The following is an 18733-nucleotide window of genomic DNA, read 5'->3' as shown; positions in this document are numbered from 1 at the left end:
GCTCAGCGGCGGGCGCGCGCTTGGACTCGGCGCCGGGGGCGCGCTTGGGGTCGGCGGCCGGTGCGCGCTTGGGGTCGGCCGCAGTGGTGCGCTTGGCCGGGCGCTGGGCGCGGCGGGCCGGGCTGGCCATGTCCACGGCGGTGTCGAGGTCGTCCAGGACGTCGGCGCCGCGACGACCGCGCCTGCGGCCGGTGTCGGCGAGGTCGGCGGCGGGTCGGCGCCGCCGGGTCGGCTTGCGTTCGGTCCTGCGCTCACCGCCGCGTTCGGCCGTGGCGGCGGCGGGGGCCCGCTTGGCGATCGCGATCCTGGCGCCGCCGATCGCGAGCACGAGCACGGTGGCCAGCATCATCGTGGGGAAGCGCTCCACCAGCGGGATGACCAGGTTCATCAGCACGTCTTTGATGGAGGTGGTCGCGCGGCCACCCAGCATCTGGCAGGCCAGCGGCACCGCGACGAACAGCAGCAGCGGGGGCAGCACCATGGCCGAGAACAGGCCGCGGAAGCGCACCGCGCTGACAGCGAGCACACAGCCGAGCACGTACAGCGCCGAGAAGGTGCCGGTCGGGTAGGTCTCACCACCGAGCGCGTCGATCAGGAACCCGAGCAGCGTCATGCCGGCGGCGAGCGCAATCGCGGCCCAGGCGGGGATGCCGGGCACCGAGGGCACGATCGAACGTTGCGGCGCGGGCACCCGGGGTCGCGCACGTTGGGAAGCAGCCACCCTATGACACTAACCGCACATCGCTCCCGCAGGTGTTACGGCACGGGATCTCAAAGTCGATCCTCCGCGTCGGCGAACGCGACGACGCGCGGTCTGGTCTCGGTCAGCCGGATTGCCGGAAGCTCCTGATCGGCGATCCCGAGATCATGCATCCGGCGTGCCGTGACCAGCACCCGCGACTCCACCGAGCCGACCGTCGCGTTGAAAGCGGCAACGGCCTTACCGAGATTCACGCCCAGGTTGTCCAGATGCTCGGCCACCTTGCCGATCCGGGTGTAGAGCTCCTTGCCCAATTGCTGCACCGTTGCCATATCGCGGGAGAGCGCTTCCTGACGCCAGCTGAACGCGACAGTGCGCAAGAGGGCGATCAGCGTGGTGGGAGTCGCGAGGATCACGTTCCGGCCGAACGCGTACTCGAGCAGACCCGCGTCGGTGGTCAGCGCGGCGTCGAGGAACGGGTCGCCCGGCACGAACAGGACGACGAATTCCGGCGCCGGGTCGAACGCCGTCCAATAGGCCTTGTCGGCCAGCTGGTCGACATGGGCGCGCAGGTGCTTGGCGTGCCGGGCCAGCAGCCGGTCGCGCGCGGTGGGGTCGTCGGTGGTCGCGGCGTCGAGATAGGCGGTGAACGGCACCTTCGCGTCGACCACGATGTGCCGCCCGCCTGCCAACCGGACCACCAGGTCGGGCCGCACCCCGCGCTCGTCGCCACCGGCGCGGTGCACCTGGGTGTCGAAATCGCAGTGCCTGGTCATGCCCGCCAGCTCGACGACGCGCTCCAGCTGGATCTCGCCCCAGCGACCGCGGACCTGCGGCGCGCGTAGCGCCGCGACCAGCTGACCGGTCTGGTCGGAGAGCTGATGCGAGGTGCGCTGCATCCCCGCGACCTGCTCGCGCAGACTCGAATAGGCGTCGATCCGGTGGTGCTCCACCTGGCGGATGTGCTGCTCCAGCGCGCCGACCGCGTCGCGCAGCGGGTCGACCAGCGCGCCGACCGCGGCGGAATGCCTGCGGGCCGCGTCCTCGTTCGCCGCCTGCAGTGAGCGCTGCAGCAACCGCTGATTGTCACTCGCCGCGGCGAGCCTGGCCTCCGCCACGGCGGCTCGCTGCCCGCCGCGGGCGGAATGCCCCAACCAGCCGAGACCGAATCCGGCGGCGAATACCAGGACGAGCGCGACGAGCATCGAGGCGGTCATAGCGGCGATAGTGCCCCAGGGCACCGACAAACTCGCAATCGCCGGGCAACCCGGGCGTGGTGAATGACACCCGTGTAGTGCGTCGATTGAATTCTGTCGGTGGTGTGGCCTAAGTTTCGCGGCATGCGGATCCTGCACACCTCCGACTGGCACATCGGGCGCACCTTCCACGGTGTCGACCTCCTTGCCGATCAGGCACGGGTGCTGGCCGCGATCGCGGAGCTGGTCGCGACCGAATCCGTCGACGTGGTCGTCGTTCCCGGCGATGTCTACGACCGGTCCATCCCGAACGCCGATGCCATCGCGGTCTGCAACAGCGGTTTCGAGGCGATCAGGGCAGCGGGCGCGCGGATCGTCGCCACCTCGGGCAATCACGATTCCCCCGCCCGGCTCGGCGCGGGCGCCAGTTTCGCCGCGGCGGGCGGGCTGCATCTGTGCACCAGGGTGGCCGACGCCGATCGACCGGTCCTGCTGCCGGACGCCCACGGTGACGTCGCCTTCTACGGCATCCCGTATCTGGAGCCGGAGATCACCCGCGTCGAACTCGGGGTGCCGCAGGCCCGTTCACACGCGGAGATCCTCGATGCCGCGATGGGGCGCATTCGCGCCGATCTCGCGGGCAGACCGGGCACCCGCTCGGTGGTGCTGGCGCACGCGTTCGTCGTCGGCGGGGAGGCCACCGGCTCGGAGCGGTCCATCTCGGTGGGCGGGGTGGAGACGGTGCCGATGTCGTCGTTCGACGGCGTCGACTACGTGGCCCTCGGCCATCTGCATTCGCCGCAGACGCTGTCGGAGTCGGTGCGCTACAGCGGTTCCCCGCTGCCGTACTCGTTCGCCGAGAACTCCCATCGCAAGGCCGTCTGGATTCTCGATCTCGACGCCGACGGACTCGGCGAGGTGCGGCGGCACGAGCTACCCCTGGTGCGCGGGCTCAGCAAGCTCACCGGCACCCTCGACCACCTGCTCGCCGATGCCGAATTGGCCGAGGCCGAACAGCATTACGTCTCCGCCACGCTCACCGACAGCGCTCGCCCGGTGGATCCGATGCGTAAGCTGCGCGAGCGGTTCCCGCACGCCGTCCACGTGGAATGGGCGCGCCCGGAGGGCAATCCGGAGCTGCGCTATCGCGAGCGGGTGCACGGCCGCCGCGACGTGGAGGTGGCGGCGAGCTTCCTGACCGACGTGCGCGGCACACCGACCGAGGGGGAGATGACATGGGTGGAGCGGGCGCTCGCCGCCGCGGTCCGCGAATCCGATGCGGCCCGCGTGCCCTCGGCGCCCGACACCGATCTGACAGAAGCGATCGCGTGAGCGGCCCGCGCGGTGGATCCGGGCGGGTACAGATCGACGGCGGTGCGGCATGAGGCTGCACCGGCTGGAGATGGTCGCGTTCGGCCCGTTCGCCGATGTCACCGTCGTCGATTTCGACGCGCTCGGCACCGATGGGCTGTTCCTGCTGCACGGGCACACCGGCGCGGGTAAGACCACCGTGCTCGACGCGATCGCGTTCGCGCTCTACGGTCGCGTTCCCGGCGCGCGCGGTGAAACCAAGCGGCTGCACTCCGATCACGCCGACCCGCAGACCCCGCCGCTGGTCACCCTGGAGGCGACGCTGGGCGGTCGGCACCTGCGGCTCACCCGCAGCCCGGCCTTCGAACGGCCGAGCCTGCGCGACAGCGGCAAGACCCGCGAGGTCCAAGCCAAGGCCACGCTCGAGTGGCTCGACGGGTCCGGCGAGAACCTGTCGCGGATCACCGATGTGGGTGACGAGGTGTTGCGGCTGCTCGGAATGAGCGCCGAGCAGTTCTTCCAGGTGGTGTTGCTGCCGCAGGGTGATTTCGCCAGGTTCCTCTGCGCCGAGAACGAAGAGCGCGAGAAGCTGCTCGAAAAGCTCTTCGACACCCAGCGTTTCGGGACCGCCGAGCAGTGGCTCGCCGATCGCCGCCGCGCCGCCGCCGCCGATCTGGACACCCGCAAACAGGGCATCGACCGGTTGATCACCAAGGTCGGCATGGCCGCCGGCTACGGCGGAGCCGAATCGGTCGGCGTGGGCGACGCGGTGACCTGGTCCCAGGAACTGCTGGCGAAGGCCCGCACCGAGCTGGCCGAGGCGAACGCGAATGCCGAACTGCGCCACAAGGAGTCGGCCGAGGCGCGTACCGAGGCGGAGGAGGGGCGGCGCGTCGCCGAACTCCACGCCAGGATGACGGCGGCCCGCGCGGAACTCGCCGCCCACACCGCCGGGGCCGCCCGGCGCGCCGAGCTGGCCAACGAACTCGAGCAGGCGCGTCGCGCCGAGCCGGTCGTCCAGGCGATCGACGAGGCGCGGTCGGCCGTGCGCCAGTTGCGCCGCGCCGAGGCCGCCACCCGCGGTGTCGCCGATGACCTGGCGGCACGGCTCAGCGCCGACGAGGCCGCCGACATCGTGGGCGTCGACCTGCTGAGGATCGTCTACGAGGACGAGGCGGTCGCTGTCGGCTCGGCCGGGTCGCCCCACCCGGTGAAGCTCTCGGAACTCGCGCGGCTCACGGGTGCGGCGGGGTCGGTCGATCGCTCGGATGACGCGCTACTCGCGGATGAGCCCTACCGCACGGATGGCTCACAGCCCGTGGACGACACGCCCGCGGCGAACGGCATCCGGCGGATGCCCGGTTCGGAGCAGCGGTGGGCCTCGGACGCCGCCGATGGATCGCCTGAGCGCGGTTCAGCATTCGGCGACGACCAGGGCGACGGCGGCACGCGCGATGCGCGGCCCGTGCGCGGCGGCGGAGCGGCGCAGTCCTCAGGCGCAGCGACAGTTCGGGCGTCCACTCGCGAGGCGCTGCACACCCGGGAATCCCCTGGCGGACAGAAACAGTCGGTCGCGCGAGCGGTCCGTGATGTCGAGGGCGATCTCGATGCCGCGGTGAGTCAGTGGAATGCGCAGCTCGGAGTGCTCGGGGAGGTGCGGGTCGAGGTCGATCTCGCCGTGCAGCTCGGAGCGGATCTCGCGGCGCACGAATCGGAGGCGGCCAGGCTTACCGAGCAAGCGGGCGCACTGGAACGGCGACGGAACGAGTTGCCGACGGCGATCGCCGCGGCGGGCGAGCGGCTGCGGGAAGCGACCGATGCGGCTGCCGCCCTCCCGGGCCTGCGGACAGAGCTGGGCAAGTGGCAGGATTCGGCGGCGGCGGCGGTGGAACTGGCCAGGCAGCGACCGGCTTTGGATCGGGCGCGGGCCGAATTCGATACCGCGCGGCGGACGCACCTGGACGCGCGCGAGCGGGTGCTCGACCTGCGGACGCGGCGCTTGGCCGGCATGGCCGCCGAACTCGCGGGCGCGCTCACCGACGGCGCGCCGTGCACGGTGTGCGGGTCCGCCGAACACCCCGATCCCGCACGCCCGACCGACGACGCCGTCTCGAAGGACGCCGAGGACGCCGCCATCGCCGACGAGCGGGCCGCCGAGGCCGCCCGCGATCGGATCGCCGAGCGGATCGGCACACTCGAACGCGAGATCGAGGCGCTGACCGCCCGGGGCGGCGACGCCGACCCGGTGGTCCTGGCCGACGCCGTCCGCACCGCCACCCACCGCTTCGACGACGCCGCCGACAGCGCCGACCGCGTCCCGGCGCTCACGACCGCTCTCGAGACCCTGCGCGCCGAGGAAACCGCCCTGCACGAGCAGTCCCGCGACCTCGACGCCCGCCTCGGCACCGTCACCGCGAACATCGCCACGACGCGCGCGCGCCTCGACGAACTCACCCTCCGCCTGCGCACCGTCGCGGGCGCCGACCGCACCGTCGAGGCCCGCACCACCCGCCTCGAATCCCTCATCGCCGCCGCCACCGCCCTGCGCGTGGCCCGCACCGACGAATCCGCCGCCCGCGAGGCCGTCCGCCAGATCGCCACCCGCGTGGAAAACCTCGCCCGCACGGCTGGTTTCGTGTGGGAAGACGGCGAGTCGACTGTTCTGACCGATACTCCGGCGGCAGACCTGTCCGGGGCGAGGTCGCCGGACGGAAAGACCTCTGTTGACGGAGACACCGAAGCTCTCGACACATCCACCAGTCCTGGTTCGGATGCGACCGAGCCCGGAGCGCAAGACGGTGGGGCGGGTGAGCCGAGTGCCCGGGCGGGACGGAGCGCGCGTACTGCCCGGGTAGCGCCCGAGATGCCTACTCTCTTCGATCTTTTCGACGAGGACGAGCTCGGCGACGAGCCGGAGCCCGAGGCCGAACCGGCGCCGCCGCGTGACGATATCGCGCTGCTCACCGCGTACGCGAAAGTGGTCTCCGCGCTCGCGCGCACCACGCGGCAACAGGCGGCGATCGAGGCCGAGCTCACCGCCGCGGACCGGGCACGTGCCCATGCGGAGGCCGTGCTCGCCGAGCCGCAGATCCGCGCGGTGGCCGAGCAGACCCCCGGTGACCTGGAGACCATGGAGCAGCGCTTCGCCGAAGCTCAGCAGGCCCTCACGGCGGCGGTGGCCGCGCAGTCGGCGGCGACAGAGCGGGTGGCCCAGCTCGAGCAGCTCGGCACCCAGTTGTGGGCGGAGGTCGAGCGGATCGCGCCCGAGCAGCGTGACTTCGACGAGCTGGCCACGCTCGCCGAGGTGGTCGCCGGGCGCGGCGAGAACAATCGCCGAATGTCGTTGCGCTCCTACGTGCTCGCGGCCCGGCTCGAGGAGGTCGCGGTCGCGGGGTCGCTCCGGTTGCGCCGGATGTCTGGTGGCCGTTACGAATTCGTCCACTCGGACAAAGCGGGCCCGCGCGGCCGACGCGGCGGCCTCGGCCTCGATGTCCGCGACGACTACACCGGCGCGGTCCGCTCCGCCAAGACCCTCTCCGGCGGCGAAACGTTCATGGCCTCCCTGGCGCTGGCGCTCGGCCTGGCCGACGTCGTGGCGGCCGAGAGCGGCGGCCTGGTCCTGGACACACTGTTCATCGACGAGGGCTTCGGCAGTCTCGACGCCGACACTCTCGACGCGGTGATGGGCGTCCTCGACGAACTCCGCGCGGGCGGTCGCGTGGTCGGGGTGGTCAGCCACGTCGATGAGATGCGCCAGCGGATTCCCAGCCGCCTCCATGTCGTCCGTGGCCGTACCGGCTCCCACCTCAGAGCGACCGTCGCCTGACGGTTGGTCCGGCTACTCCGGTGTCCGGAACGCGTGCAGGGCGGGCGCGACCCAGGTGGTGAGGTACACGCGCAGTTCCGCACCGCGTCGGGGCGGGCGGCCCGGGTCGAGGACGAACGACTGGACGATGCGCAGCATGTGTTCGACCAGCTCGTCGAGCCGGGCACTGTCGATCCCGGCGCTGTCCCAATCGACCGCGAAGCGTTCGAGAATGGACCGGCCGAAGGTGCGCGCGGTGTCGGAGGTGACGCCCGCGGAGAGCGCACCGGCGCGGCCAGGGGCCAGCAGCAAGCCCAGGTAGCGATCCTCGGGCAGGCACTCGAGGGTGTAGGCGATGCCTTCGACCACCGCGGCGGCCGGGTCCCGGATCCGGTCGAGATGGGCGGCGAGCACATCGAGGAACCGGCCGGCCTCGGCCAGGGCGGTGGCGGCGAGGAGGGCGTCGGCATTGGCGAAGTAGCGGTAGACCGTCTGTCGGGTGACACCGAGGTCGCGCGCGATCTCGGCCATGGTGAACTCTCCGCCGGAGCGCTGGATGGCCGTGCGGGCGGCGGCCAGGATGCGCTCGCGCGCTTCGTCATCGTCGCCAGGGGTGGTGCCCGACCAGCCGTGCGTGCGCATCAGGCCCTCTCGTCTCGGGGTGAACGACGGTCCTGGCGACCCTAGCTGGCGCGGGCGGGGCGAGGGTATTCTCCGCATTCGAGACCATACACATTGGTAGATATGTATGGTCGTGGCATGGTGACCCCCATTTCTCCCGGCAATGCCGGATTGACCGAGGACCTGACCCGCCGCGCGCTGCGCCTGGTGCTCGACCGGACGACCGACATGGCCGAATCGACGCTGCGCGTGCCGCTGCACTACTACCGCGATCCCAAGCTCACCGAGGTCGAGGAGTCGCAGATCTTGCGCCGGACGCCGCTGGCGATCGTTCCGTCGGCACGCATCCCGCAGCCGAACGACTTCGTCGTGCGCTCGGTGCTCGGCGACTCGTTGCTCGTCACCCGGGATCGATCGGGGACCGCGCACGTGTTCTTGAACTACTGCCGCCACCGCGGTGCGCAACCGGCGTGCGGATCGGGCAATGCCACCCGCTTCACGTGCCCGTACCACGCCTGGACCTACCGGAACACCGGTGAGCTGGCCGGGGTTCCGGGCAAGGCGGGCTTCACCGGGATGCGGCGCGAGGACTACGGGCTGGTCGAACTGCCGAGCCAGGAGCGCCACGGATTCATCTGGGCGGTGCTCACCGCGGACGGTTCGATCGACATCGACGCCCATCTCGGCGCGATGGGACCCGAACTGGCGCAGCTCGATTACGCCTCCTACGGTTACCACGACGATCGTGAGTTCGTCTCCGAGGTCAGCTGGAAGGGGGCGCTGGAAGCGTTCGCCGAGAGCTACCACTTCCCGTTCGTCCACGGTGAGAGCGTGATCGGGCAGAACACAGTCGCCGACACCTCGACGCACGACGAGTTCGGCCGCCACCATCGAATGGGTTTCCCGTTCAACTGGATCACCGCGCTCGACAGCGACCCGACCGGCACCTGGGACCCCTTGATGAATATGGGCGTCATCTACTGGATCTATCCCAACCTGATCCTGGCGAACAGCCCGGTCGGTGTGGAGATCCTGGACATGTTGCCCGCGGGCGCGCCGACCCGATGCACCGTGCGGCACAGCTGGATGTCCAGGACGCCCGCCACCACCGACGAGGAACGTGCCGTCTATGACGGCATCTACGCCCAGGTTCACGCGGCGGTCCGTGACGAGGACTTCGCCATGCTGCCTCAGTGCGGTGAGGGCGTGCGGCGCGGCCAGCACGATCACATGATCATCGGGCGCAACGAGATCGGCGTTCAGCACATGATCAAGACCTTCGCCGCCGAACTGGGTGTCGCGCTGGAGTGATCCGGGTGGTGGTGTGGATCAGGCGGTGGGTTCCGGCACCGGGGCGGTAGTCGCGGTGCCATCGGACGTTCGCTCGAATCCCGGCAGCCAGCCGTCGATGTACGGGATCATCAGCTGGATCAGCGGCCCGATGCCGAAGGCGTAGACCAGGGTGCCGATGCCCACGCTGCCGCCGAGCAGCCAGCCGGTGATCAGGACCGTGGCCTCGATGCCGGTGCGCACGGACCAGACCGGCCATCCGGTGCGGGCGACCAGTCCAGTCATCAGGCCATCACGGGGTCCTGGACCCATTCCCGCGCCGATGTAGAGCACGGTGGCGGCGGCATTGACGACCACCGCGACGACCATGGCCAGCACCCGCACCCACATCGCCTCGGCGGCCGGGATCAGCCACAACCCCACGTCCACGGCGACGGCGATCACGACCACGTTGCTGATCGTGCCGAGCCCGGGTCGCTGCCGCAGCGGTATCCACGCGAGCAGCACCGCGACGCCGGTCAGTGCCGTCACCGCGCCGAAACTCAGCGGCACGTGCGCGGCGACGCCCTGATGGAAGACGTCCCACGGATCGAGCCCGAGCCCGGCCCGGATCATCACCGCCATCGACGTCCCGTACAACCACAGGCCGACGTACAGCGCGACCAGGCGACGAGTGAGCATGTGTCTCAGCATCCGCAGAACTGGACCCGAGGAAAAGAGCCAGATGCTCATTACTGGACTGGTTGACCCACCGGGAACTCGATCGGATGTGCCGCACCCTCGTGGTCGAGCAACCACCGCTTCACCGCGAGTCCCCAGCGGAATCCGCCGAGCGCCCCGCCGATGCGCAATACCCGGTGGCACGGGACGAACAAGGCCGCCGCATTGCGGGCGCAGGCATTGGCGGCCGCCCTGGTCGCCGCGGGCCGACCGGACAGGCCGGCGAACTCGGTGTAGGTCACCGGCTCGCCCGCGGGCACCTTGCGGAGCACATCCCACGCGTGGAGCAGGAACTCGCCCGAGTGCTGACGGACCGGGACGGTGTCGATGGCGGTGAGGTCGCCGGCGTGGAAATCGAGCACTGCCCGGGTGACCCTGCCGAGGTCGTCACGTTGTCGCAGGTCGGCGGGGCGCAGCGACGGGTGGATCACAGAGACCAGATCGGCGGGCGCGGCAGTCCAGCCCGAGCCGAGCACCGCGCCGTCGGCGTCGACGATAGCTGTGAACGGCCCGATCGGCGTGCCGACCGTCGCCACGTCGGCGTGACGGGTTGTGTTGGTGGACATGATATTTCGCTCCCGGTCGGAGGTCAGATGGAAATGAGGCCGCGCTGCAGGAGCGCGACTTTCCACAGGTGCATGGACAGATACGAACGCCACGGCGCCCAGCGAACGGTGTCGGAGAGGTCGACCCCGGCGAGCGCCGCACCCTGGCGGACCACGAGATCGGTGCCGAGCAGAACGTCGGGATCGGCCAGCGACCGCATGGTGACGTAGTCGGCCGTCCACGGTCCGACACCATCGAGCGCGAGCAGGTCGCGGCGCAGATCGTCGGCGGTGCGCCCGGCGTGCAGCACCAACTCACCGTCCGCGATGGCACGCGCCGCGGACACGATGGCCGCGACCCGACGGGTCGGCCCGGTCAGCACGTCGGCGCCGTGTTCGGCCACGGCCGCGGCAGTCGGGAACAGCAGTGGCACCGGCCCGTCGATCCGCTCGCCGAGCGCCTCGACCAGTCGCGCGGTGTGCGTCGCCGCCGCCCGCACCGAGATCTGCTGCCCGATCATGGTGCGCAACAACAGTTCCGCACCGTCCACGCATCCGGGCACCCTGATCCCCGGGGTCAGCGTGCCGTCGAATCGTGGTGCGAGACGAAGACCGTCGCTCGCCCGCGCCACCTCCGCGCCGCCGCCCGACCCTGCTGACTCGAGCCCGGCACCGCCCGATGCGTGATCGCCGGCGGCCGTCGATCCGAGTGTGGCACCGCCTGATTCGCGACCGCCGGGAGCGGCCGTCGATTCGAGTGCGGTTCCGGGCGATCGGCGGTGGTCGCCGGCCGCCATGCCGAGCGCGGTGTGCGCCGCCCCGCCGACGCCACCCGCGACACCCAACGCCTCATCGATCCCCGCCGGATCCGCGTCCAGATCCAGCAGATGGCGAACTCGCGCCACCGTCGGCGCCAGGTCGCGCATGTCCCGCAGCGCGAGTTCGGTGCGGACGTGCCCGGGCTGGAAGGAGAGCCGAATGGTCGCGTGTCCGTGGGGAGTGCGCAGGCTGCGGGTATAGACGCCGTCCGCCCACAGCTCCATTCCGGGCACCGTGTGTGCCGACAGGAACCAGGACAACCAGCCGGTGTCGAGTGGTTCCCGGTACGGGAGCCGCAGCGTCAGGACGCCGGGTGTGGCGGGCGCGACGACATCGGCGCGCGCGGAGCGTCGCGTCTCGGTGCGCATCGCGGTCGGGCTCACCGCAAAGACCTCGCGCACGGTGTCGTTGAACTGGCGAATACTGGTGAACCCCGCCGCGAAGGCGATGTCCGACATCGACATCTCGGTGGTCTGGATGAGCAGCCGCGCGGTATGCGCGCGATGGGCCCTGGCCAGTGCCAACGGGCCGGCGCCGAGTTCCGTGGTGAGCACCCTGGTGAGCTGGCGCGAGGAGTAGCCGAGCGTCGCCGCCAGCGCGGGAACGCCACCGCGCTCGATCACCCCGTCGCCGATCAACCGCATGGCCCGCGCGGCGAGGTCGGCGCGCACATTCCACAGCGGGGAGCCTGGTGCGGCGTCGGGCAGGCAGCGGCGACAGGCTCGATACCCGGCCTGCTGCGCCGCCGCGGCGGTGGGCAGGAACGAGACATTGGCTCGTTTGGGGGTGAGCGCGGGGCACGACGGCCGGCAGTAGATGCCGGTCGTGCGCACCGCCGTGAAGAACTGCCCGTCGAACCGGGCGTCCCTGGTGGAAACCGCCCGGTAGCAGCGCTCGAAGTCCATCGCGGTGATCGTCACGAGGTCAACGATGCCGCGCCCGCGACCGCGAAGCTAGCGGAAATCGGCCACGATCGCCTGCCCGCTGAAACCGTGGGCCGGTCCCATGGATCGAGATCACCTGGAACCGGCCGATGCCCGGCACCTGGCCGGGCATCGGTGTCAACAGCAGCGGGTGGTCGGATTCCGCTCGGCCTCGTCGTAGCGGTCGCGCCAATACTGTTTCTCGCTCGGCACCGGGCAATCCGGATGGTTGCGGCGCAGGTGATCGACGTACCGCTGGTAGTCCTGCCCGCCGTTGATCGCGCTGTACCACCGGGCGACCCCGCGCACGCCGCCCCACACTCGGGTCAGCAGCGCGCGGGGCGACGAATCGGTACGGGTGCGGACGGCCGGTCCGACGAACCGGCCCTCCACATCCCGCGACACACTCACGACACGTGCGCCGATCCGGGCGCGCTCACCTTGCCCTCGGCGATGAGCACATCCCACTCCTTCTGCACGTCCTTCTCCGCCGAGGTGGCGAGGAAGCCGCTGGGCGAGAAGATCTTCGACGGCTGCTCCTCGGTCTCCGAGCTCGACACCGTGCCCGAGCGGATGGCCCGCGCGCACACGATCGCGCCGACCACGGTCACGATCAGCACGAGCACCGCGAACACGATCGAGAGCGTGCCCTGGATGAAGGTGTTGCGGATCGCGATGTCGACCTGCTCGGGCGTCTTGGCCGTCAGGCAGCCCTTTCCGGCGTCCTTGGCCGCCTGGCACAGGCTGTGCTGCTTCCAGTAGCCGAGCTTGGGGTCGGCGGAGAAGATCTTCTGCCACGACGCGGTCATCGTGACGATCAGATCCCAGGCCAGCGGAATGCCCGGAATCCAGGCCCACTTCCACTGCCCGCGCTTGACGATGATCGTCAGCACGACGGTCAACGCGATCGCGGCGAGCAGCTGGTTGGCGATACCGAACAGCGGGTAGAGCGCGTTGATGCCGCCGAACGGATCGTTGACGCCCATCAGCAGCACGCTGCCCCAGCCCGCGACGACAAGCAGCGAGCACACCCACGCGCCGACCCGCCAGGACGGATCACGGAACTTCTTGAACCCGCCACCGAAGTTGCCCAGCGCGTCCGAGACCAGGAACCGCGCGACACGGGTGCCGGCGTCGATGGTGGTGAGGATGAACAGCGCCTCGAACATGATCGCGAAGTGGTACCAGAACGCCTTCATCGATTCGCCGCCGAGGAACTGGTGGAACACCTCGGAGATGCCGACCGCCAGGGTCGGCGCGCCACCGGTGCGCGAGACGATCGAGTTCTCTCCGACATCGGAGGCCGCGTCGGCGAACAGCTCCGGCGTCGCGGGCGGGCCGGACAGGCCGAGCGTATTGGTGAACTTGGCGGCGCCTTCGGCGGTGCCGCCGGTGAGCCCGGCCGAGGCGTTCATGCCGAAGTACAGGTGCTGATCGATGATCGAGGCCGTGATGATCGCCATCACGGCGACGAACGACTCCATCAGCATGCCGCCGTAGCCGATCATCTTGGCGTTGGATTCCTTGGCCAGCAGCTTCGGCGTCGTGCCCGAGGACACCAGCGCGTGGAAACCCGAGAGCGCGCCACAGGCGATGGTGATGAACAGGAACGGGAACAGGCTGCCCGCGAACGCCGGACCCGTTCCGCTGGAGGCGAATTCGGAGATCGCGGGCGCCTTCAGGACCGGCATGGTGATCAGGATGCCCGCGGCCAGCAGGACGATGGTGCCGACCTTCATGAACGTCGACAGGTAGTCGCGCGGGGCGAGCAGCAGCCACACCGGCAGCACCGAGGCGAAGAAGCCGTAGGCGATCAGGCACCAGGCGATGGTGGTGCGGGAGAGGGTGAACCAGTCGGCGCCCCACTCGGTCTCCGAGACCCAGCCGCCGCCGATGATCGCGGCCAGCAGCAACACGATGCCGATCGCGGAGACCTCGCCGACCTTGCCGGGCCGCAGGAACCGCAGGTAGACACCCATGAACAGGGCGATCGGGATGGTCATCGCGATGGAGAACACGCCCCACGGGCTCTCGCCCAGCGCGTTGACCACGACCAGCGCGAGCACCGCGAGCAGGATGGTCATGATGGCCAGGATCGCGACGATCGCGGCCACACCGCCGACGGCGCCGAGTTCGTCACGCGCCATCTGCCCGAGGCTGCGACCGCGCCGGCGGGTCGAAGCCCACAGCACCAGGTAGTCCTGCACCGCGCCGGCGAGGACCACGCCGACCACGATCCAGATGGTGCCCGGCAGGTAACCCATCTGCGCGGCCAGCACCGGGCCGACCAGCGGGCCGGCGCCGGCGATCGCGGCGAAGTGGTGGCCGTAGAGCACCCGGCGATCCATCGGCATGAAGTCTTTGCCGTTGTCGTAGATCTCGGCCGGAGTGGCGACGTCGTCGCGCGGCTTGGTGATCTTCCATTCGATGAACCGCGCGTAGAAGCGGTAGGCGATGATGTAGGTACAGACCGCCGCGATGACGATCCACACCGCGTTGACCGACTCGCCGCGGACGAACGCGAGGACCGCCCAGGCGATGGCGCCGAGTACGGCGATCCCCGCGAACACGGCCTTCTTGGCGGGCGTGATCGGCGTGCGATCGACGACACCGACCGGAGGCAAATCCGGATCGGTCCGCAGATATTCGATGGTCGCCATGACTCAACTCTCCTGGTATAAGGCGCAGAGCCTCGGGTGAAACATCGAACAACGTAGCCGATGGCCCATCCACGCCGGAGAGATTCACGCCCCATCGTGCGCAAGATGAAATTTTGTTCAGGAACTCACTCGCCGGCGTAGGTGCCGAAGCTCCACAGGTTGCCTTCGGGGTCGGCGACGGTGAACCCGCGCGAGCCGTAGTCCTCGTCGCGGAGCCCGCGAATGAGCGTCGCGCCCGCGGCGATGGCGCGGTCGTGCAGGGCGTCGGGTTCGGTGGTCACCAGGTAGAGGGAGACCGCGCCGGCCGGGCGGGTGCCGAAGGGGCTGTCGTCGCGGCCGGTGGAGCCGAACATGATGCCGCCGCCACCCGGCCAGCGCATTTCGCCGTGCTCGACGACCGACGCGTCGTCCTCGCGGGCATACAGCGCGACCTGCTCGAAACCGAAAGCGTTGGAGAGGAATTCGACCATGGCGCGGGCGTCGTCGAAGGCGAGGCACGGCCAGATCGTGGTCTGGGTGTTCGTTGAAGTAGCCATGTCCTCAGCCTCGCGCTTCCTGGGTGCCCGGGTCTTGGACGGATGGAATCTCCTCCGCGAGCCAGGTGGTGGGGGCACAGCCGGCCAGCTCGGCGAAGTCGCGGTTCAGATGGGCCTGGTCGTAGTACCCGCAGGTGGCGGCGACCTGGGCGATGGAGACATAGGACGGGGTGCTCGCCAGCATCCGCCGCGCCCGTTCGAAGCGGATGATCCGGGCCGCCAGCTTCGGGCTCGCGCCGAACTCGGCGGTGAACTTCCTGGTCAGATGCTGGCGGCTCCAGCCGATCCGGTCGGCCAGCGGGGTGATCTCGCAGGTGCCGCCGCTGCCCACGAGAGTGCGCCAGGCCCAGGTGATCTCGGGTCCGGCGAGCGACTCGGTACGCGCGGCCGCGGTGAGCGCCCGGTCGCAGGCGGCGAACCGGGCGGGCCAATCCGGTTGCGACTGCACGGCATCCGCGAGCTGGTCGCCGAGATCGCGGTGGGCGTCGGTGCATTCGATCGAGACATCCCACAGCTCGCTGGCCGGCATGCCGAACAGGACCCGGCTGCCCAGCGGAGTCAGCTCGATCGCGACACCCTCCTGAAAGCCGGTGTGCGCGATCATCGCCGGGCTCGCTTGAAGGCCGCTCAGCACGCACCGGTAGCTGCCGGGGGCCTGCTGAGGGTCGGTGTGCGCGATGACGTCGATGGTGGGGCCGACGGCGACGATGAAGGTCATGTGGCGTGAGGGCAGGCCGCGGTGCAGGCCGGGCTCGAAGCCGGTCAGCCGGTAGCCGATGTAGCGGTCGATGAACGCGCGCAGCACCGGAGCCGGAGCCGCGGTCACCACCTCCGTGGACGCCTCCATAAGCGCCACGCTACGCCGCGGAACGCCCCGATGACCAGGGCGAGAAGGTGCTCTCCGCGTTCGAAACGTGGCGGTGAGATGTAGCACTCACGGCCTCAGGAGCTGTGGGAACGCGCACTCCGCCGGTTACCGTTGCGCCTTCGTCCCAATCTCAGGAGGTGTCATGCGGCGAGTTCGGTACGAGCGCAGCGGTGGTCCGGAGGTGCTCGAGGTCGTCGCGGCCGAGATGCCCGTGGCTGGTCCGGGTGAGCTGCTGGTGAAGGTCGAGGCGATCGGCGTCACCCTGTCGGCGATCCGGCGGATCAGCGCCGAGGTGCCCCAGCAGCTGCGGGCCGAGGTGGCCGGTGAGGTCGTCGCGGTCGGTGACGGGGTCGACGGCTACGCGGTCGGCTACCGCGTCGTCGGCCTGTGCGCCGACGCCTACGCCGAATACGCCGTGCTGCCCGTCGACCAGGCGTCCGCGATTCCCGACGGCGCGTCCGCCGTCGACGCGGTCGCGCTGATGCGCAGCGGTCTGGTCGCGCTCGGCGCGCTCGACACCGCCGCGCCCCGCGAAGGCGAGACCGCCCTGGTCACCGCCGCCGCCGGTGGTGTCGGCCACCTCGCCGTGCAGCTCGCCCGCGTCCGCGGCGCCAGCTGGGTCGTCGCCGCGGTGTCCGACGCGGCCAAGGCCGATTTCGTGCGCGGCCTCGGCGCCGACGAGGTCGTCACCTACGACCAGCTCCTCACCGCCAAGCAGGCCGACTTCGCCCTCGACGGCGTCGGCGGCACCGGGCTGGGCGCCACCTTCGGCGCGCTCGCCGAGGGCGGCCGCGTCGTCACCTACGGCACCGGCGGCGGGCTCATCGACACCGAGGACCTGCTCGCGGGCGGCAAGACCCTGTCCGGTTTCCGGATCGGGCGCCTCGCCCAGCGTGACCCCGCCCGCTACGAGGACCTGCGCCAAGAGGTGTGGCAGTTCTACGCCTCCGGCCTGCTGCACCCCGTCGTGCACGCCGAGTTCGCCCTCGACGACGCGGCCGCCGCGCACGCCGTCATCGAACAGCGCGCCAACCTGGGCAAGGTCGTCCTGGTTCCGTGATCACCGTCGCCCCGCTCCGCGCGTGCGGGGCGGGTTCCGGTGGTCTCGTGACCGTGCGCACCGCGTAGACTCTGGTCCTCGTGAGCCTCACCCTCGGAATCGTCGGCCTGCCCAACGTCGGAAAGTCGACGCTGTTCAACGCGCTGACCAAGAACGACGTGCTGGCCGCGAACTACCCGTTCGCGACCATCGAGCCCAACGTCGGCGTCGTCCCGCTGCCGGACCCGCGCCTGGACAAGCTGGCCGAGATCTTCGGTTCCGAGAAGATCGTCCCCGCCGTCGTGTCGTTCGTCGACATCGCGGGCATCGTGAAGGGCGCCTCCGAGGGCGCGGGGCTCGGCAACAAGTTCCTGGCCAACATCCGTGAGGCCGACGCGATCTGCCAGGTGGTGCGCGTGTTCGCCGATGACGACGTGGTGCACGTCGACGGTCGCGTCGATCCCACCGCCGATATCGAGGTCATCGAGACCGAGCTCATCCTCGCCGACCTGCAGACCCTCGAGAAGGCCATCCCGCGCCTCGAGAAGGAAGCCAAGGTCAAGAAGGACCGCAAGCCCCTGCTCGACGCCGCCAAGACCGCCCAGGAGTTCCTGAACGAGGGCACCACCCTGTTCGCGGCGGGCAAGAAGGTCGACGGCGAACTGCTGCGCGAGCTGTCGCTGCTCACCATCAAGCCGTTCCTCTACGTCTTCAACGCCGACGAATCCGTCCTCACCGACGAGGCCAAGGTCGCCGAGCTGAAGGCCTCCGTCGCCCCCGCCGACGCCGTCTTCCTCGACGCCAAGGTCGAAGCCGAACTCCTCGAACTCGACGACGAGTCCGCCCTCGAACTCCTCGAGTCGATCGGCCAGACCGAGCCCGGCCTGCACGCCCTGGCCCGCGCCGGTTTCCACACCCTCGGCTTGCAGACCTACCTCACCGCCGGCCCCAAGGAATCCCGAGCCTGGACCATCCACCAGGGCGACACGGCCCCCAAGGCGGCGGGCGTCATTCACACCGACTTCGAACGCGGCTTCATCAAGGCCGAACTCGTCGCCTTCGACGACCTGGTCGAGGCGGGTTCCATGGCGGCGGCCAAGGCCGCGGGCAAGGTCCGCATGGAGGGCAAGGACTACGTCATGGCCGACGGCGACGTCGTCGAGTTCCGTTTCAACGTGTAGTCGGCGCTGATTTCGGGCGGGCGGCGCGGTCGTCGTCTCGCCCGGCGGGGTCAGCTCAGTTCGATTCGGCTGGTCCGCTGAGTTGCTCGGCGAGGCCGAGGAGGATGCCTTCGGGGCCGCGGATGTAGCAGAGCCGGTAGGCGTCCTCGTAACGGACGACTTCGTCGCTGACCAGTTCGGCGCCGTGGGCGCGGAGGCGGGTGAGGGTGTCGTCGAGGTCGTCGACCGCGAACATGACGCGCAGGTAGCCGAGGGCGTTCACGGGGGCTCGGCGGTGATCGGCGATGACTGCCGGTTCGACGAAGCGGGACAGTTCGAGGCGGCTGTGGCCGTCCGGGGTTCGCAACATGGCGATCTCGACGCGCTGATCGCCCAGGCCGGTGACGCGCCCGGCCCACTCGCCTGCCACGAAGCCCTGGCCTTCGAGCTCGAGCCCCAGCTCGCGGAAGAACTCGATTGTCGCGGCGAGGTCTTCGACGACGATGCCGACGTTGTCCATCCTGACGGTCATGCCGCGAG

16 protein-coding genes are annotated in these 18733 nt (G+C 70.2%); 5 read left to right on the top strand and 11 right to left on the bottom strand.

Going from position 1 to position 18733, the window contains the following annotated elements; genetic code table 11:
* Nucleotides 1-721, bottom strand: a 721-nt coding sequence (locus QH270_RS34485; protein WP_280349042.1) for a DUF6542 domain-containing protein, incomplete at its 3' end; no start/stop codon positions are given.
* A gap of 50 nt (nucleotides 722-771) precedes the next feature.
* Entirely contained in the window at nucleotides 772-1917 is a 1146-nt protein-coding gene (locus QH270_RS34480; RefSeq protein ID WP_280349041.1) for a DNA recombination protein RmuC, read from the bottom strand.
* Nucleotides 1918-2040: 123 nt separating this feature from the next.
* On the opposite strand from QH270_RS34480, the gene QH270_RS34475 reads away from it, so the two are divergent.
* Nucleotides 2041-3228, top strand: coding sequence for an exonuclease SbcCD subunit D (locus tag QH270_RS34475; RefSeq protein WP_280349040.1), 1188 nt, complete (start codon nucleotides 2041-2043; stop codon nucleotides 3226-3228).
* 49 nt (nucleotides 3229-3277) lie between these two features.
* Nucleotides 3278-7033 carry an AAA family ATPase gene (locus QH270_RS34470; protein WP_280349038.1) on the top strand — a complete coding sequence of 1252 codons (3756 nt, stop codon included), beginning with the start codon at nucleotides 3278-3280 and terminating at the stop codon, nucleotides 7031-7033.
* Nucleotides 7034-7045: 12 nt separating this feature from the next.
* On the opposite strand, the gene QH270_RS34465 is transcribed toward QH270_RS34470, so the two are convergent.
* Nucleotides 7046-7654 carry a TetR/AcrR family transcriptional regulator gene (locus QH270_RS34465; RefSeq protein WP_280349036.1) on the bottom strand — a complete coding sequence of 203 codons (609 nt, stop codon included), beginning with the start codon at nucleotides 7652-7654 and terminating at the stop codon, nucleotides 7046-7048.
* A gap of 117 nt (nucleotides 7655-7771) precedes the next feature.
* Between QH270_RS34465 and QH270_RS34460 the strand changes: the two genes are divergently transcribed.
* Nucleotides 7772-8944, top strand: coding sequence for an aromatic ring-hydroxylating oxygenase subunit alpha (locus QH270_RS34460; protein WP_432420475.1), 1173 nt, complete (start codon nucleotides 7772-7774; stop codon nucleotides 8942-8944).
* A gap of 18 nt (nucleotides 8945-8962) precedes the next feature.
* On the opposite strand, the gene QH270_RS34455 is transcribed toward QH270_RS34460, so the two are convergent.
* From QH270_RS34455 to QH270_RS34425, 7 genes are all read right to left on the bottom strand, one after another.
* The gene (locus QH270_RS34455; protein WP_280349035.1) at nucleotides 8963-9604 is read right to left on the bottom strand and encodes a YczE/YyaS/YitT family protein; all 642 of its coding nucleotides are present in this window, start codon (nucleotides 9602-9604) and stop codon (nucleotides 8963-8965) included.
* Nucleotides 9605-9654: 50 nt separating this feature from the next.
* Nucleotides 9655-10209, bottom strand: a complete 555-nt coding sequence (locus tag QH270_RS34450) for a methylated-DNA--[protein]-cysteine S-methyltransferase (RefSeq protein WP_280349033.1) — start codon at nucleotides 10207-10209, stop codon at nucleotides 9655-9657.
* Between the two features lie 23 nt (nucleotides 10210-10232).
* Nucleotides 10233-11912 carry a DNA-3-methyladenine glycosylase 2 family protein gene (locus QH270_RS34445; protein WP_280349049.1) on the bottom strand — a complete coding sequence of 560 codons (1680 nt, stop codon included), beginning with the start codon at nucleotides 11910-11912 and terminating at the stop codon, nucleotides 10233-10235.
* Nucleotides 11913-12068: 156 nt separating this feature from the next.
* The gene (locus tag QH270_RS34440) at nucleotides 12069-12239 is read right to left on the bottom strand and encodes a YbdD/YjiX family protein (RefSeq protein WP_280349047.1); all 171 of its coding nucleotides are present in this window, start codon (nucleotides 12237-12239) and stop codon (nucleotides 12069-12071) included.
* Nucleotides 12240-12337: 98 nt separating this feature from the next.
* Nucleotides 12338-14590, bottom strand: coding sequence for a carbon starvation CstA family protein (locus tag QH270_RS34435; RefSeq protein ID WP_280349031.1), 2253 nt, complete (start codon nucleotides 14588-14590; stop codon nucleotides 12338-12340).
* Nucleotides 14591-14715: 125 nt separating this feature from the next.
* Nucleotides 14716-15126 carry a VOC family protein gene (locus tag QH270_RS34430; protein WP_280349029.1) on the bottom strand — a complete coding sequence of 137 codons (411 nt, stop codon included), beginning with the start codon at nucleotides 15124-15126 and terminating at the stop codon, nucleotides 14716-14718.
* Between the two features lie 4 nt (nucleotides 15127-15130).
* Nucleotides 15131-15973: an AraC family transcriptional regulator gene (locus QH270_RS34425; RefSeq protein WP_280349027.1), complete on the bottom strand. Its 843-nt coding sequence runs from the start codon at nucleotides 15971-15973 to the stop codon at nucleotides 15131-15133.
* Nucleotides 15974-16136: 163 nt separating this feature from the next.
* Between QH270_RS34425 and QH270_RS34420 the strand changes: the two genes are divergently transcribed.
* Both QH270_RS34420 and ychF read left to right on the top strand, forming a co-directional pair.
* Nucleotides 16137-17054, top strand: a complete 918-nt coding sequence (locus QH270_RS34420; protein ID WP_280349025.1) for a quinone oxidoreductase family protein — start codon at nucleotides 16137-16139, stop codon at nucleotides 17052-17054.
* Nucleotides 17055-17134: 80 nt separating this feature from the next.
* Nucleotides 17135-18214, top strand: coding sequence for a redox-regulated ATPase YchF (ychF, locus tag QH270_RS34415; protein ID WP_280349023.1), 1080 nt, complete (start codon nucleotides 17135-17137; stop codon nucleotides 18212-18214).
* Between the two features lie 55 nt (nucleotides 18215-18269).
* Here the strand turns inward: ychF and QH270_RS34410 are convergent, their stop codons facing one another.
* Nucleotides 18270-18725, bottom strand: a complete 456-nt coding sequence (locus QH270_RS34410; protein WP_280349021.1) for a VOC family protein — start codon at nucleotides 18723-18725, stop codon at nucleotides 18270-18272.
* Nucleotides 18726-18733 lie beyond the last annotated feature (8 nt).

The organism is Nocardia neocaledoniensis (genome assembly GCF_029868625.1).
GTDB classification, from domain to species: domain Bacteria; phylum Actinomycetota; class Actinomycetes; order Mycobacteriales; family Mycobacteriaceae; genus Nocardia; species Nocardia neocaledoniensis_A.
This window is presented reverse-complemented; position numbering and strand designations above follow the sequence as displayed.